The organism is Pseudonocardia sp. DxW, from assembly GCF_058448985.1.
The window spans coordinates 188,952-202,494 of record NZ_JBZFLK010000005.1; the positions used below are offsets into that span (position 1 = coordinate 188,952).

Sequence of the window (13,543 nt, forward strand, 5' to 3'; positions counted from 1 at the left end):
ACCACCTCCTTCTGATTGTGCACAAAGTAAGGTGATCGATGGCGATTTTCAACCGTTGCCGTCTGGATTGCGACGTGCAGTGGTCTTGATTGTGTACGAGACTGCGGTGTTGCTGACGGCGATCAGTGCGGCCACGGCCAACGCGAACCCACCGAGCAGGCCGGCCAGGTCGGCGAGCCCGCGCAGTGCCGGTGCGCTCCCCGGCCCGGCGATGCCCACCGCCGACACGACGGCCCACAACCCGCCGGCGAACGGCACCGCGCTCCCGGTCCACGCGGCGACCACGGCGACCGGGCCCGGCCGCCCGGCGACGAGCGAGAGGACCCCGGCGACACCGGCGGCGACCAGTGCGGCGTGCACCGTGTCCACCACGACACCGCTGACCGAGCCGGCCCCGGCGGCGGCGACCAGGTACAGCGCCACCGACACGACTGCGGTGACCGCGCCGCCGGCCGCGGTCGCCCGGAGCAGCGGGCGCAGCGGCTCCGGGGCCGGCCCGGACCGCAGCACGGCCGTCCACCAGCGGTCCCGGGCGAACAGCGCGAACGCGGCGAGCAGGAAGAATCCCTGCCAGGCGAACCCGCCGTAGACCATGGGCGTGATCCAGCCGGCCACCCCGCCGCCCGGCGAGGTGGGGGTGAACAGGGCGAGTGGGGCGACGAGCGTGGCCGGCACCAGCAGTCCGGTGCCGACCCAGGCGGGCCACAGGACGACCACGGCAGGCGCCCGTAGCGCCCACCGGGAGCCGAGCACGGCTGCCAGCCCGGCCACGCACAGCGCGAGGAGTGCGGTGACCGCGTTGGCGGCGTTCCAGGCGTCGTCCTGCAGCAGGGCCGGGTCGTCGATCCCGACCGGGTTCCCGGTCAGCCAGGCGATCTTCAGGGACAGATAGGGCAGCGTGCCCGCCGTCGCGGCGATCCCGAGGGCGCGGCGGGCGGTGATCGTGTCGGTCATGCCGTCGAGCCTGCGCGGCCGGGGCTCCCGACGGATCCCGCCCGCGAGGGGACCGGGTCCCCCGCGGGAGGGAGCCCGCGGGGCCCCCGATCTGCCACGATCGTCGGGTGAGTGCTGGGAGGGCCGCGCGCCGTGCACTGCACGTGCTGCTGGGCGCCGTGGTCCTGCTGCCCTACGCCGGCTTGGCCTGGCTGCTGTCGGAGATCGTGCGGTCCGGCGCCGGGCCGGCCGCGGCGACGTTGCTGGCGGTGCCCGCGGTGCTGGTCGGCGCCGGGGTGCTGGTGCTGCCCGGGGTCCGGGAGCTGGCGACGGCCGCCGCCCGCACGTTGCTCGATCCGGTGTCCGAGCTGCCCGAGCCGGCCGCCGCGACGCTGCCCGGGCCGGCTGCCGCACCGGGCGCCGCGGGCCGGCTGCGCGCCGCCTGCTGGCTGCTGTTCTGCGTCGCCTGCGGGACCGTCGCCGCCGCGGCGGTGCTGCTGGTGATCCCGCAGGCGGCCGGCCTGCTGCTCGCGCCGTGGGAGCCGCTGCCCGGGCTGCCGACGGGTGCGGCGGCGTGGTGGACCCCGCTCGCCGGCCTGGCGCTGCTGCCGGTCGCCGCCGCCGTCCCGGTGCTGCTGGGTGGGGTGCAGGCCCGGATCGCGCCGCGGCTGCTGGGGCCCACCGCGGCCGAACGGCTGGCCGCCGAGCTGGAGCGCTCCCGGCGGCGCGCCGACCGGCAGGCCGGCCAGGCCCGGCTGGCCCGCGAGCTGCACGACTCGGTCGGGCACGCGCTGACCGTGACCACCCTGCAGGCCGGCGCGGCGGCGACCGTGCTGGAGAGCGATCCGGCGTTCGTCCGGCGGGCGCTGGAGGCGATCGAGCACACCGGCCGGGCCGCGCTCGACGATCTCGACCATGTGCTGGGCCTGCTGCGGGACGGTGACACCGCAGCCGGGGACCCGGCGGCCGGGGACGCGCCGGCCCCCGGCCCCGCCGCGCTGGACGCCCTGCTGACCGGTGCCCGCACCGCGGGGCTGGAGCTGTCCGCCGAGGTGGACGGCGTGGCCGGGCTGCCCGCGACGGTGTCCCGGGAACTGCACCGGCTGGTCCAGGAGGGGCTGACCAACGCGCTGCGGCACAGCGGCCCCGGGCCGTCGACCCTGCGGCTGGGCCGGACCGGGGACGCGGTGCAGCTGCGGATCGCCAATCCGGCGGGCGTCCGGCGCCGGCGCGGCCGGACCGGCACCGGACTGGCCGGCGCGGCGGAGCGGGTCGCGCTGCTCGGGGGCACGTTCGGCGCGGGCCCCGACGACGACGGGTGGTGGGTGCTGCACGCGCACCTGCCCACGGGCGGGGGAGGGACATGACGACCGGGGTGCTGCTGGTCGACGACGAGGAGCTGGTCCGCACCGGCCTGCGGGCCGTGATCGGGGCCGAGCCCGGTCTGGAGGTCGTCGGCGAGGCCGTCGACGGTGCCGAGGTCCCCGGCTTGGTCGGGCGGCTGCGGCCGGACGTCGTCCTGATGGACGTGCGGATGCCCGCGGTGGACGGGATCACCGCCACCCGGGAGCTGCTGCGCCGGCCGGACCCGCCGCGGGTGCTGGTGCTGACCACCTTCGGCCACGACCGCCACGTCTACGACGCGCTGCGCGCCGGGGCGACCGGCTTCCTGCTGAAGCGGACGCCGCCGCGGGACATCGTGCGTGCCGTGCACACCGTCGCGACGGGGGAGTCGCTGCTGTTCCCGGCCGCGGTCCGGGAGCTGGTCGCCGGGTTCGCGACCGGCGACGGCGACCGGCTCGCCGGCGCCCGGCTCACCGCCCGCGAGGGCGACGTGCTGCGGCTGGTGGCGCGCGGCCTGTCCAACGCCGAGATCGCCGCCGAGCTGCACCTCGGCGTCGAGACGGTCAAGACACACGTCGCCGCCGTGCTGGCGAAGACCGGTTCCCGGGACCGCACCCAGGCCGTCGTCGCCGCCTACGAGTCCGGCTTCGTCGACCCGCGGTTCCCGGCCGGATAGCGGCCCGGCTTCACCCCGCCGTCCGCGCCCGGCGGGCTCGGGGACAATGGGTCGCATGACCGCGAGCCCCACCACCACGTCCGTCCCCGTGGCCGCGTTGGGTGCGGTGAGCCCGAGCCGCGAGGAGTTCCGGGAGCTCGCCCGGGAGCACCGGGTCATCCCGGTGAGCTGCCGGCTGCTCGCCGACGACGAGACCCCGGTCGGGGTCTACCGCAAGCTGGCACAGGGGGCCGCCGGCACGTTCCTGCTGGAGTCCGCCGAGAACGGGCGGTCCTGGTCGCGCTGGTCGTTCGTCGGCGCCCGCAGCGCCGCCGCGCTGACCGTCGTCGACGGCGAGCTGCACTGGACCGGCGAGGTCCCGGACGGGCTGCCGACCACCGGCGACCCGCTGGACGCGCTCCGCTCGGTGGTCACCGAGCTGCACTCCGAGCCGCTGCCCGGGCTGCCGCCGTTGACCGGCGGGATGGTCGGCTACCTGGGCTACGACGTCGTCCGCCGGGTCGAGCGGATCGCCGACCCGGACGATCCGGCCGTCGACGACCTGCACCTCCCCGAGCTGGTGATGCTGCTGGCCACCGACCTGGCCGCGCTCGACCACCACGAGGGCACGATCACCCTGATCGCGAACGCGATCAACTGGGACGCCACCGACGCCCGGGTCGACCAGGCCTACGACGACGCGGTCGCCCGGCTGGACCGGATGACCGGCGAGCTGGGCGCCGCCGCGCCGAGCACCGTGGCGGTCTACCGGCCGGGCGAGCCGGAGTTCACCCGCCGCCGCACCCCGGAGCAGCACCAGGACGCGATCGAGGACGCCAAGGAGCAGATCCGGGCCGGCGAGGCGTTCCAGATCGTGCTGTCCCAGCGGTTCGAGATGCCCTGCGCGGCCGACCCGCTCGAGGTGTACCGGGTGCTGCGGACGACCAACCCCAGCCCGTACATGTACCTGCTTCAGCTGGAGGACGCCGCCGGCGGCGAGCCGTTCTCGATCGTCGGCTCCAGCCCGGAGGCGCTGGTCACCGTGCTCGACGGGCGCGCGACGACGCACCCGATCGCGGGCACCCGGTGGCGCGGCGCCACCGAGGAGGAGGACCTGCAGCTCGAGAAGGACCTGCGCGGCGACGAGAAGGAGCGCGCCGAGCACCTGATGCTGGTCGATCTGGGCCGCAACGACCTCGGCCGGGTCTGCGAGCCGGGCACGGTGACGGTCCGGAACTTCTTCGAGATCGAGCGCTACAGCCACGTCATGCACCTGGTGTCGACGGTGACCGGGCTGCTGCGCCGGGACCGGGCCGCCTTCGACGCCGTCCTCGCCTGCTTCCCGGCCGGGACGCTGTCCGGGGCGCCGAAGGTGCGCGCGATGCAGGTGATCGACCGGCTGGAACCGACCCGGCGCGGGCAGTACGGCGGCATCGTCGGCTACCTCGACTTCGCCGGCAACGCCGACACCGCGATCGCCATCCGGACCGCGCTGATCCGCAACGGCACGGCGTACGTGCAGGCCGGCGGCGGGATCGTCGCCGACTCGGACCCGGCCGCCGAGGACACCGAGTGCCTGAACAAGGCCGGGGCGGTGCTGTCGGCCGTCGCGGCCGCGGGTTCGCTGCGGCCGCCCGAGGTCACCGCATGACGGCCGCGCCCGCCGCCCGCGACGACCGCCGCGGCCTGGGTGTCGTGGTGCTCGGTCTGCTCGTCGGCGCCGCCGCCCTGTGGGGGTCGGGCACCGCGCCGTGGTTCACCGTCGACGTGCCGACCGCGACCCGCGGGACGGTCGCGGCCTCGGCGACCGGCGCGCAGCTGCAGCCCGCGGTGACCGCGGTGGCGGCGCTGCTGGTCGCCGCGGTTGCCGCGCTGGTGGCGCTGTCCGGGATCGCGCGCCGGCTGCTCGGGGTGCTCGTCGCGCTCGGGGCGGGCGCCGCCGTCGTGCTGACGCTGCGGCTGGTCGCGGTGCCGCCGTCCCCGGCCGAGCTCGCCTCGGCCCGCGCCGGGCTGAACACCGGCGGTGCGCCGGAGGGGATCGGCGCGGTGCAGGCGACCCCGTGGCCGTGGCTGGCGGTGGCCGGGGGCGCGGTCGCCGTCGTCGTCGCGGTGCTGCTGGTGATCCGGGAGCACCGGCTGCCTCGGCTCGGCGGCCGGTACGCCGCGCCCGGGGCGAAGCCGCCCGAGACCGACCCGGACCGGGCGGCCTGGGAGCGGCTCGACGCGGGCGGCGACCCGACCGTCGGGCCGCGCGAGAGCGACAACTAGCATGGCGCCGACGACCGGGCGGAGCGCCGGTGGAGGAGGAATCGACGCGGTGGGCCAGAACGAGGACGGCGGGCGCGTGCCGAGCGTGCTGGAGTCCATCGTGGACGGAGTCCGCGCGGACCTCGCCGAACGTGAACGTGCCGTCGACCTGGCGGAGATCAAGCGGCGGGCCGCTGCGGCGGTGCCGCCCCGGGACGCGATGGCCGCCATGCGCGAGCCGGGCGTCGGGGTGATCGCGGAGGTCAAGCGGGCCAGCCCGTCCAAGGGTGCACTCGCCGACATCGCGGATCCCGCGGAGCTGGCCGACGCCTACGCGACGAACGGCGCCCGGATGATCAGCGTGCTGACCGAGCAGCGCCGGTTCGGCGGCTCGCTCGCCGATCTCGCCGCGGTGCGCGCCCGGGTGGACGTCCCGGTGCTGCGCAAGGACTTCATCGTGACGCCGTACCAGGTGCACGAGGCCAGGGCGCACGGCGCGGACGTGGTGCTGCTGATCGTCGCCGCGCTGGAGCAGCCGGTGCTCGACTCGCTGCTCGACCGGGTCGAGTCGCTCGGCATGACCCCGCTGGTCGAGGTGCACACCGAGGAGGAGTGCGACCGCGCGCTGGAGGCCGGGGCGAAGCTGATCGGGGTGAACTCGCGCAACCTGCACACGCTCGAGGTGGACCGCTCGGTGTTCGGCCGGATCGCGCCCGGCCTGCCGTCGAACGTGATCAAGGTGGCCGAGTCCGGCGTCCGCGGCCCGGGTGACCTGCTCACCTACGCCGGCTGGGGCGCCGACGCGGTGCTCGTCGGCGAGGGCCTGGTCACCAGCGGTGACCCGGCGGCCGCGGTCCGCGGGCTCGTCGCGGCGGGCTTCCACCCGTCCTGCAGCCGCACCGGGGCCTGAGATGGTCACGACCGTCCTCGCGTCCATCCCCAGCCCGGACCGCGGGGTCTGGCACCTCGGCCCGATCCCGATCCGGGCGTACGCGCTGTGCATCATCGCCGGCATCGCGATCGCGCTGTGGTGGGGCGAGCGGCGGCTGGTCGCCCGCGGCGGGCTGCCCGGCACGGTGCTCGACGTCGCCGTGTGGGCGGTGCCGTTCGGCCTGGTCGGCGGGCGGCTCTACCACGTCGCCACCGACTGGCACGTCTACTTCGGCCCCGGCGGCGACCCCTGGGGTGCGCTGGCGATCTGGAACGGCGGGCTCGGCATCTGGGGCGCGATCGCGCTCGGCGGTGTCGGCGCCTGGATCGGCTGCCGGCGGCACGGCGTGCCGCTGCCGGTGTTCGCCGACGCGGTCGCCCCCGGCATCGTGGTGGCGCAGGCCGTCGGGCGGCTCGGGAACTGGTTCAACCAGGAGCTCTACGGCGCGGCGACCACGCTGCCCTGGGGCCTGGAGATCTACCGCCGGGTCGATCCGGGGACCGGCCTGGAGGACCCGCTCGGCGGCGTCGCGCTGGACCCGACGCCGATCGCGGTCGTGCACCCCACGTTCCTCTACGAGCTGCTGTGGAACCTCGCCGTCGCGGGGCTCGTGGTGTACGCGGACCGGCGCTTCCGGCTCGGCCACGGCCGCGCCTTCGCCGTCTACGTCGCCGGCTACACCTTCGGCCGGTTCTTCATCGAGCTGATGCGCACCGACCCCGCCACCCGGGTCTTCGGTGACCTGCGGATCAACGTGGTGGTGGCCGCGGTGCTGTTCGCCGGGGCGATCGCCTACCTGGTGCTCGCGCCCAAGGGGCGCGAGGAGTTCTCCCAACCGGATCCGGAGGAGAGTCCCGCGACCCGGGAGGACGCGTGAGCTCCTTCGTGGGCTTCGGCGACGGTGCCGTCGAGTTCTACGACGGCCTGCTGGCCGACAGCCGTCAGTGGGCAGTGCCCGCATCGTCACGCGCTCCCGGCGGCGATGCTTCCCAGCTTGCGGCGGTGTTCACCGGACGGCACGGCTTCGTCCCGGGAACGATCGGCATCGGCTCGAACGGCTCGCTCCCGAACGGTGCTACCGGATTGCGTCGTGGCGATAGGCTCGCTGCTCGACGAACGTTGCTGTGCCAAGGCGTCGAAGGGTGGATCCTCCGGGAGCGCCGCCGACCGGGCGCGGTCGGGGCAGGCTGGAGCAACGCCGGGTGCACCCCGGAGGGCGGGTGAACGCTTCTCGTGCCGACGAACGAGCGGCTTGCCACGCTGATGACCGACGCCGGTTTCCTGGATCGCAGCGGTCGGACCGGCCGTAAGCGGTCCACCCGGGCCGTCAACGAGACGACTGCGGCCCGCGCTGCCGGGCGCAGCTACACGCACACCTACGTCAGCCGGTGGCTCAACGGTGTCACCCCGCGCGACGACACGACCCGCGACGCCATCCGTCAAGCGCTCGGGGCACGGCTCGGCCGCGTCGTCGCAGCGGATGAGCTCGGGTTCCCGGTGTCGCACACGGTCTCGCCCGATGTCGGACTGACCTACCCGGAGAACCCGGACCAGGGCGTCAGCACGGTGGCCGAGTTGCTGGAAACCGACCTGTCCGGCGCTGGGCACCTCGGTGAGGCGACGGCGAACGTCGCGGCGTGGAACGACGCGTCCTCGGCCGATATCGGGAAGCGGCCACCATGGCCCGCGCGGCGCGGCTCGGCACGAAGGGCAGCGCCGTTCCGATCCTGACGGCCCACTTCCACATCATGGAGGCCCGTGCCCTGGCCCGGATCGGCGACGCGAGCGCATGCGACCGTGCGATGGAGGACGCCGCCCGGCGCTTCGCGCAGCACACGCCCGGCGAGGCCCCGGAGTGGATCGGCTACTTCGACGGCGCGGAGCTGGCCGCCGAGATGGGCCATTGTCATCGGGACCTCGGCCGCCCCTGGGCGGCGATCGAGCACGCCTCTCGGGCGCTCGACTCGGCGTCCGGCGACTACGCGCGCAGTGACTTCTTCGTCGCGATGGTGCTCGCTCACGCGCACCTGGACCAGGGCGATGTCGACGAGGGATGCCGCGTCGCGGAGCGGGCGATCACGTTCGGCGAGAGCCTCGACTCGGCCCGGTGTCACAGCTACGTCACCGAGTTCCGGGAACGCCTCGCCCGACACCGGACGAGCACTGCCGCACGGGAGTTCGTGGGCCGGGTCGGGACCTCCCGCCTGTGGGCCCGGGCCGTCAGCGCGGATCAGTAGGCGCCCCAGTTCCGTCGGCTCGCGCCGGTCCGGATGGCAGCGATCCGCTTTCCCGCCTCCTCGGCCGTCGCCGCGGACTCGCCGGCCTTGCGGCCGAGCCAGGTCGTCATGGCGATCTCCCGCATGTCGGCGAGAGCGGGGTATCCCTCCCACATCGTGAGGTCGTATCCGTAGACCTCGACGAACCTCCGGTACTCCTCTTCCGTGTGCCAACCGAGCCGGTCGTAGAACAGCGCTGTCTGGATCAGATCCCACTCACGGGGGCCGACCGCGAAACTGTCCAGGTCGATGAGCACCGCTCGGCCGTCGTCTCCGAGCAGCACGTTGCCGACGTTCGCGTCACCGTGGATCACGCCAGGAGCGAGCGCGAACGGAAGCGAGGGGAACGCTGTGCGTGCCCATTCGATCCGTTCCCGGAGGAAGTCCCGATCGACCGGGGACAGGTCCGGCAGGTCGGGCAACTCGTCGCCGGGGTCGCCGAAGGGGCGGAGCTCCGGGAGGTCGATGCCGGACGGAACGTCGAGCCGATGGAGATCTCTGAGCAGGCCTGCGACGTCATGAACGGGCGCGTAGACCTCGTTCCGGCAGACTGATCTCCACAGTGTCACCACTCGGCCGAACACCTCGATCGGTTGCTCGACGGGCAAAGCGCGTGTTGCCGGAAAGTCGATCTGTTCGAGCCAGCGGGCCACCCGGATCTGGCGTTCGGTGTTCATTCGCGAACTCGGGCCCGAAGCGACCCGGCCAATGGTGTCCGCGTCGATACGGAAAACCGCATTCGAGCCGACCCGGATCAGGTCCACGACAGCGGGGGAGGTGCCGGCGTGCTTGTATGCCTCGAGCAATGCAGTTCGAGCCTCGGCCTCCGGGATCGGCACGCCGCCAGCCTACCCCCGGGATCAGTGCACGGAGTGTCGCGCGATGGGGCTGCCCGGCGGTGCGAGCGATGGGCGGTCGTCCCAGTGTGCCCCTCACTGCGCCCTGTCGGGACGCTCACGCTCCACCGACGCTCGACGAGTGGACCAATCCCTGACCTTGCCGGATCGGCAGGACCGATCCGCGCTGTTGTCGCGCCCGGACCGCTACTACCGTCATCGGCCGAAGAACGTCCTGCCCCCGTGGGGAGTCAGGGGCACCGCCCCTCGCCCGACGTGGTCGGGTCGGCTGCGTCGTCGGTTGCGCAGCTGGGCGCGTGGCGCAGCGTCGGGACGACCGCCCGATGATCCGTCTGTGCGGTGTCCCGCCGAATCTGTTCCAGCTCGGCGACGAACAGATCTGATGTGCAAGAAACTGCACGACGCCTGATGTCGACAGCGATACACCGATGTCCGTTCCGCAATCTCGGATGTAGGACGACTCGAGTCCGGCCCGGTCGGCGCCACAGCGTGATGTGCCTGTCCGCATCTCCTTTCACCGGCATCCGGAAGTACGGTGGCAGGCATGGCCGATGCGCAGAGGTTCCGCGGCTTCGGCGACGGCGCCGTCGAGTTCTACGACGGCCTGCTGGCCGACAACTCGAAGGCGTACTGGACCGACCAGCGGGCGATCTACGACGCCGACGTCCGCGGTCCGATGGACGCGCTGCTCGCCGACCTGGAGCCCGAGTTCGGCGCCGGGAAGGTGTTCCGCCCGTACCGCGACGTCCGGTTCTCGGCCGACAGGACGCCCTACAAGACGCACTGCGGCGGCTACACCGCGCCGTTCTACGTGGAGGTCTCGTCGGAGGGACTGCTCGCCGCCGGCGGCTACTACCGGATGGCCCCCGACCAGCTGGCCCGCTTCCGCACCGCGGTCGACGACGAGCGCCGCGGCGAGGACCTCCGGACCCGGCTGGCCGCGGCCGAGCGCGACGGCCTGACCGTCGACGGAGAGACCCTCGCGACCCGCCCGCGTGGCACCGATCCGGCGCACCCGAGACTGGACTTGTTGCGGCACAAGGGTCTGTTCGTGTCCCGCCGCTGGCCGCCGGACGACGTGCTGCACGGACCGCGGGCCCGCGACCGGGTCCAGAAGGTGTGGCGCGCCGCGCGTCCGGTCACCGAGTGGCTGGACGACCACGTGGGGCCCACCGAGCAGCCCCGCCGCTGAGCGGTCCCGGCCGGAACCCCGGCCCGGCCCCGAACCGCGGCGGGCCACGCCGCGAACGCTCTGTGTCCGTGGGTTCCGGTCCGCAACGATCGGGCCGGCCCGGACGAGACCGCGGTGGGGTGTCACGAGCCGGAGCGGAGGTCCCGATGGGGTCGAGGAGCAGCGCGGGGCGTCCCGCGCACGGCCGGGCCGGGGCGGTGACCGCGCTGCTGCTGGGGTTCGTCGTGGCGGCCGCCGGCTGCGGGGCCGCGGAACCGCCGCCGCCGAGCGGCGCGCTCGCCCAGCGGCTCGCCTCGACCGCGTCCGGCGACGCCGCGTCCGCGCACCTGGAGGCGTTGCAGCGGATCGCGGACAGCAACGGCGGCAACCGCGCCTCCGGCGGCCCCGGCTACGAGCGGAGCGTCGAGTACGTCGCCGGGGTGCTGCGCGACGCCGGGTTCGACGTCGACACCCCGTCCTACGACGCCGGCGGCGGCCGCGAGCTGCGCAACGTGGTGGCCCGCACCCGCGGCAGCGATCCGGACTCGGTCGTCCTCGTCGGTGCGCACCTCGACTCGGTCCCGGAGGGTCCCGGGATCAACGACGACGGCACCGGCGTCGCCGCCCTGCTGGAGACCGCGCTGAGGCTCGGCCCCGAACCGGGCACCCGCAACACCGTCGCGTTCGGCTTCTGGGGCTCCGAGGAGGACGACCTGCAGGGCTCCACCGGCTACGTCGACGCGCTGTCCCCCGACGAGCGCAGCGCGCACCTGCTCTATCTCAACGCCGACATGCTCGGCTCGCCGAACGGCGGCTACTTCGTCCAGGGCGGCACCGGCGACGACGAGGAGGAGACCGGCCCGAGCGGGTCCGCCGCGGTCGCCGGGGTGCTCGCCGAGGAGCTCGCCGCGACCGGTGTCACGGTCGAGCGGATCCCGCTCTACGGCGACGACGACGCCCCGTTCGCGGCGGCCGGGATCCCGGTGGCCGGTGCCGTCACCGGTGACGGCGACAGCAAGACCGACGACCAGGCGCGGCAGTGGGGCGGCACGGCGGGCGAGGTGTACGACCGCTGCTACCACGCCGCCTGCGACACCCTCGGCAACGTCGACCCCGACCGGTTCGACCGCTACACCAGGGCGATCGCCGCGACGGTCGCCCGGTTCGCCGACGCCACCGAGCGGCCGTCGGGATGAGGGCTCACCCGGCGCGGGCCCGGAACCGGTCCAGCGCCGCGTAGAGCCCCAGCCCGAGCAGCGCACCCGCGACGTCGGTCAGCCCGTCGAGCAGGTCCTCGCTGCGGCCCAGCGGCAGCAGCGCCTGCAGCACCTCGGACACCGCGGCGTACACCGTGAGACCCGCCAGCAGCGGCCACGGGCGGATCCCGGCCATCCGCCCGGTGACCGCGAGCAGCGCGAACAACGCCAGGTGGATGACCTTGTCGGTGCCGGGCGGGGCGTCCGGTACCCCGGCCGCTGGGGTGAACAGCACCACCAGGCTCAGCAGCAGCGCGAGGACGAACGGCTGGACACGCACCGGCCCAGTCTGCCGGTCGGCCCGGCGGGCCCGGCCGCCCGGTCGGGCCGCGGGCGGGCCCCGGCGGGCGTCCATCGACGGATCGGCCCGAACCGGACACCGACAGGCCGCGCCGCGGGAACCGGATCGTTCCAGAACGGCGCTAGGGTGGGCGCCGTGACACGTCGAACCAAGATCGTTTGCACCATCGGTCCGGCCACCGCGACGCCGGACCGGATCCGGGACCTCGTCGACGCCGGGATGGACGTGGCCCGGCTCAACTTCAGCCACGGCGACCGCGAGGACCACAAGCGCGTCTACGACATGATCCGCTCCGCGGCCGATGCGACCGGGCGCGCCGTGGGCATCCTCGCCGACCTGCAGGGGCCGAAGATCCGGCTCGGCAGGTTCACCGACGGCCCCACCGAGTGGCGCACCGGCGAGGAGATCCGGATCACCGTCGACGACGTCGCCGGCACCCACGACCGCGTCTCCACCACCTACAAGGGCCTCGCGCAGGACGCCAAGGTCGACGACCGGCTGCTGGTCGACGACGGCAAGGTCGGCCTGCGGGTCGTCGCCATCGACGGCAACGACGTCGTCTGCCGGGTCACCGAGGGCGGCCCGGTCTCGGACAACAAGGGCCTCAACCTGCCGGGCATGAACATCACGGTGCCCGCGCTCTCCGAGAAGGACGTCTCCGATCTCGAGTTCGCGCTGTCGCTGCGGGTCGACGTCGTCGCGCTCTCCTTCGTGCGCAGCCCCGCGGACATCGACCTCGTCCACAAGATCATGGACAACACCGGCCGCGGCCGGGTCCCGGTGATCGCCAAGCTGGAGAAGCCGGAGGCCGTCGACAACCTGGAGGCCATCGTCCTGGCCTTCGACGGGATCATGGTCGCCCGCGGCGACCTCGGCGTCGAGCTGCCCCTGCAGAACGTGCCGCTGGTGCAGAAGCGGGCCATCCAGATCGCCCGGGAGAACGCCAAGCCGGTCATCGTCGCCACCCAGATGCTGGACTCGATGATCTCCAACTCGCGCCCGACCCGGGCCGAGACCTCGGACGTCGCGAACGCGGTGCTCGACGGGACCGACGCCGTCATGCTGTCCGGCGAGACCAGCGTCGGCCGGTACCCGATCAAGACCGTCCGCACGATGGCCGAGATCGTCGAGGCCGTCGAGGCCGGCCCGGCGACCGTCCCGCCGCTGAACCACGTGCCGCGCACGAAGCGGGGCGTGCTGTCCTACGCGGCCCGCGACATCGGCGAGCGGCTCTCCGCGCGGGCACTGGTCGCGTTCTCCCAGTCCGGTGACACCGTGCGCCGGCTCGCCCGGCTGCACACCCGGCTGCCGCTGCTGGCCTTCACCCCGGAACCGGCGGTGCGCAGCCAGCTCGCGATGACCTGGGGGGTGGAGACGTTCCTGGTCGACAAGGTCGACTCCACCGACGCGATGGTCCGCCAGGTCGACCACGCCATCCTCTCGATCGGCCGGTTCAAGGCCGGCGACCTGGTGGTGATCGTGGCCGGCTCGCCGCCCGCCACGGTCGGCTCGACCAACCTGATCCGGGTGCACCGCCTCGGCGAGGACGACCACGCCTGACGAACCGGCATA

15 protein-coding genes are annotated in these 13,543 nt (G+C 74.1%); 12 read left to right on the forward strand and 3 right to left on the reverse strand.

Features of this window, described 5'->3' with window-relative positions:
* Window positions 1–48: 48 nt before the first annotated feature.
* The gene (locus tag ACVJO7_RS09805; protein ID WP_491672589.1) at window positions 49–954 is read right to left on the reverse strand and encodes a hypothetical protein; all 906 of its coding nucleotides are present in this window, start codon (window positions 952–954) and stop codon (window positions 49–51) included.
* A gap of 107 nt (window positions 955–1,061) precedes the next feature.
* Here ACVJO7_RS09805 and ACVJO7_RS09810 point away from each other — a divergent pair, with 107 nt between their 5' ends.
* From ACVJO7_RS09810 to ACVJO7_RS09850, 9 genes are all read left to right on the forward strand, one after another.
* A complete protein-coding gene (locus ACVJO7_RS09810; protein ID WP_491672590.1) occupies window positions 1,062–2,300 on the forward strand; it encodes a sensor histidine kinase in 1,239 nt (412 codons plus the stop codon).
* Window positions 2,297–2,953 (forward strand): response regulator, encoded by a 657-nt coding sequence (locus ACVJO7_RS09815; RefSeq protein WP_491672591.1) that lies wholly within the window; start codon window positions 2,297–2,299, stop codon window positions 2,951–2,953. Before ACVJO7_RS09810 ends, ACVJO7_RS09815 begins: the two co-directional genes overlap by 4 nt.
* Before the next feature lie 55 nt (window positions 2,954–3,008).
* Entirely contained in the window at window positions 3,009–4,583 is a 1,575-nt protein-coding gene (locus ACVJO7_RS09820; protein WP_491672592.1) for an anthranilate synthase component I, read from the forward strand.
* A complete protein-coding gene (locus ACVJO7_RS09825; RefSeq protein WP_344018964.1) occupies window positions 4,580–5,200 on the forward strand; it encodes a Trp biosynthesis-associated membrane protein in 621 nt (206 codons plus the stop codon). Before ACVJO7_RS09820 ends, ACVJO7_RS09825 begins: the two co-directional genes overlap by 4 nt.
* A 76-nt stretch (window positions 5,201–5,276) precedes the next feature.
* Window positions 5,277–6,089, forward strand: a complete 813-nt coding sequence (trpC, locus tag ACVJO7_RS09830) for an indole-3-glycerol phosphate synthase TrpC (protein ID WP_491672706.1) — start codon at window positions 5,277–5,279, stop codon at window positions 6,087–6,089.
* Window position 6,090: 1 nt separating this feature from the next.
* The gene (gene lgt / locus ACVJO7_RS09835; protein ID WP_344018966.1) at window positions 6,091–6,987 is read left to right on the forward strand and encodes a prolipoprotein diacylglyceryl transferase; all 897 of its coding nucleotides are present in this window, start codon (window positions 6,091–6,093) and stop codon (window positions 6,985–6,987) included.
* On the forward strand, window positions 6,984–7,334 hold the full coding sequence (locus tag ACVJO7_RS09840; RefSeq protein ID WP_491672593.1) for a hypothetical protein: 351 nt from the start codon (window positions 6,984–6,986) through the stop codon (window positions 7,332–7,334). The genes lgt and ACVJO7_RS09840 overlap by 4 nt, the downstream gene beginning before the upstream one ends.
* 9 nt (window positions 7,335–7,343) lie before the next feature.
* Window positions 7,344–7,841, forward strand: a complete 498-nt coding sequence (locus ACVJO7_RS09845; protein WP_491672594.1) for a hypothetical protein — start codon at window positions 7,344–7,346, stop codon at window positions 7,839–7,841.
* Window positions 7,790–8,347: an NsdA family TPR-like regulatory protein gene (locus ACVJO7_RS09850; RefSeq protein WP_491672595.1), complete on the forward strand. Its 558-nt coding sequence runs from the start codon at window positions 7,790–7,792 to the stop codon at window positions 8,345–8,347. The genes ACVJO7_RS09845 and ACVJO7_RS09850 overlap by 52 nt, the downstream gene beginning before the upstream one ends.
* Here the strand turns inward: ACVJO7_RS09850 and ACVJO7_RS09855 are convergent.
* The gene (locus tag ACVJO7_RS09855) at window positions 8,341–9,225 is read right to left on the reverse strand and encodes a phosphotransferase (protein ID WP_491672596.1); all 885 of its coding nucleotides are present in this window, start codon (window positions 9,223–9,225) and stop codon (window positions 8,341–8,343) included. The two genes, ACVJO7_RS09850 and ACVJO7_RS09855, sit on opposite strands and share 7 nt — an antisense overlap.
* 562 nt (window positions 9,226–9,787) lie before the next feature.
* On the opposite strand from ACVJO7_RS09855, the gene ACVJO7_RS09860 reads away from it, so the two are divergent.
* Both ACVJO7_RS09860 and ACVJO7_RS09865 read left to right on the forward strand, forming a co-directional pair.
* Window positions 9,788–10,435, forward strand: a complete 648-nt coding sequence (locus tag ACVJO7_RS09860; protein ID WP_491672597.1) for a DUF2461 domain-containing protein — start codon at window positions 9,788–9,790, stop codon at window positions 10,433–10,435.
* Window positions 10,436–10,581: 146 nt separating this feature from the next.
* Complete coding sequence (locus tag ACVJO7_RS09865; protein ID WP_491672598.1) at window positions 10,582–11,610, forward strand: M28 family peptidase; 1,029 nt, start codon at window positions 10,582–10,584, stop codon at window positions 11,608–11,610.
* 4 nt (window positions 11,611–11,614) lie between these two features.
* On the opposite strand, the gene ACVJO7_RS09870 is transcribed toward ACVJO7_RS09865, so the two are convergent.
* Complete coding sequence (locus ACVJO7_RS09870) at window positions 11,615–11,950, reverse strand: VanZ family protein (RefSeq protein ID WP_491672599.1); 336 nt, start codon at window positions 11,948–11,950, stop codon at window positions 11,615–11,617.
* 156 nt (window positions 11,951–12,106) lie between these two features.
* Between ACVJO7_RS09870 and pyk the strand changes: the two genes are divergently transcribed.
* A complete protein-coding gene (gene pyk, locus ACVJO7_RS09875; protein WP_344018973.1) occupies window positions 12,107–13,531 on the forward strand; it encodes a pyruvate kinase in 1,425 nt (474 codons plus the stop codon).
* Window positions 13,532–13,543 lie beyond the last annotated feature (12 nt).

Bases quoted from the DNA above. Each gene is read 5' to 3' on its own strand.
- ACVJO7_RS09805 (WP_491672589.1), bottom strand. From the start codon at position 954: ATGACCGACACGATCACCGCCCGCCGCGCCCTCGGGATCGCCGCGACG.
- ACVJO7_RS09815 (WP_491672591.1), top strand. From the start codon at position 2,297: ATGACGACCGGGGTGCTGCTGGTCGACGACGAGGAGCTGGTCCGCACC.
- ACVJO7_RS09820 (WP_491672592.1), top strand. From the start codon at position 3,009: ATGACCGCGAGCCCCACCACCACGTCCGTCCCCGTGGCCGCGTTGGGT.
- ACVJO7_RS09825 (WP_344018964.1), top strand. From the start codon at position 4,580: ATGACGGCCGCGCCCGCCGCCCGCGACGACCGCCGCGGCCTGGGTGTC.
- lgt (WP_344018966.1), top strand. From the start codon at position 6,091: ATGGTCACGACCGTCCTCGCGTCCATCCCCAGCCCGGACCGCGGGGTC.
- ACVJO7_RS09850 (WP_491672595.1), top strand. From the start codon at position 7,790: ATGGCCCGCGCGGCGCGGCTCGGCACGAAGGGCAGCGCCGTTCCGATC.
- ACVJO7_RS09860 (WP_491672597.1), top strand. From the start codon at position 9,788: ATGGCCGATGCGCAGAGGTTCCGCGGCTTCGGCGACGGCGCCGTCGAG.
- ACVJO7_RS09865 (WP_491672598.1), top strand. From the start codon at position 10,582: ATGGGGTCGAGGAGCAGCGCGGGGCGTCCCGCGCACGGCCGGGCCGGG.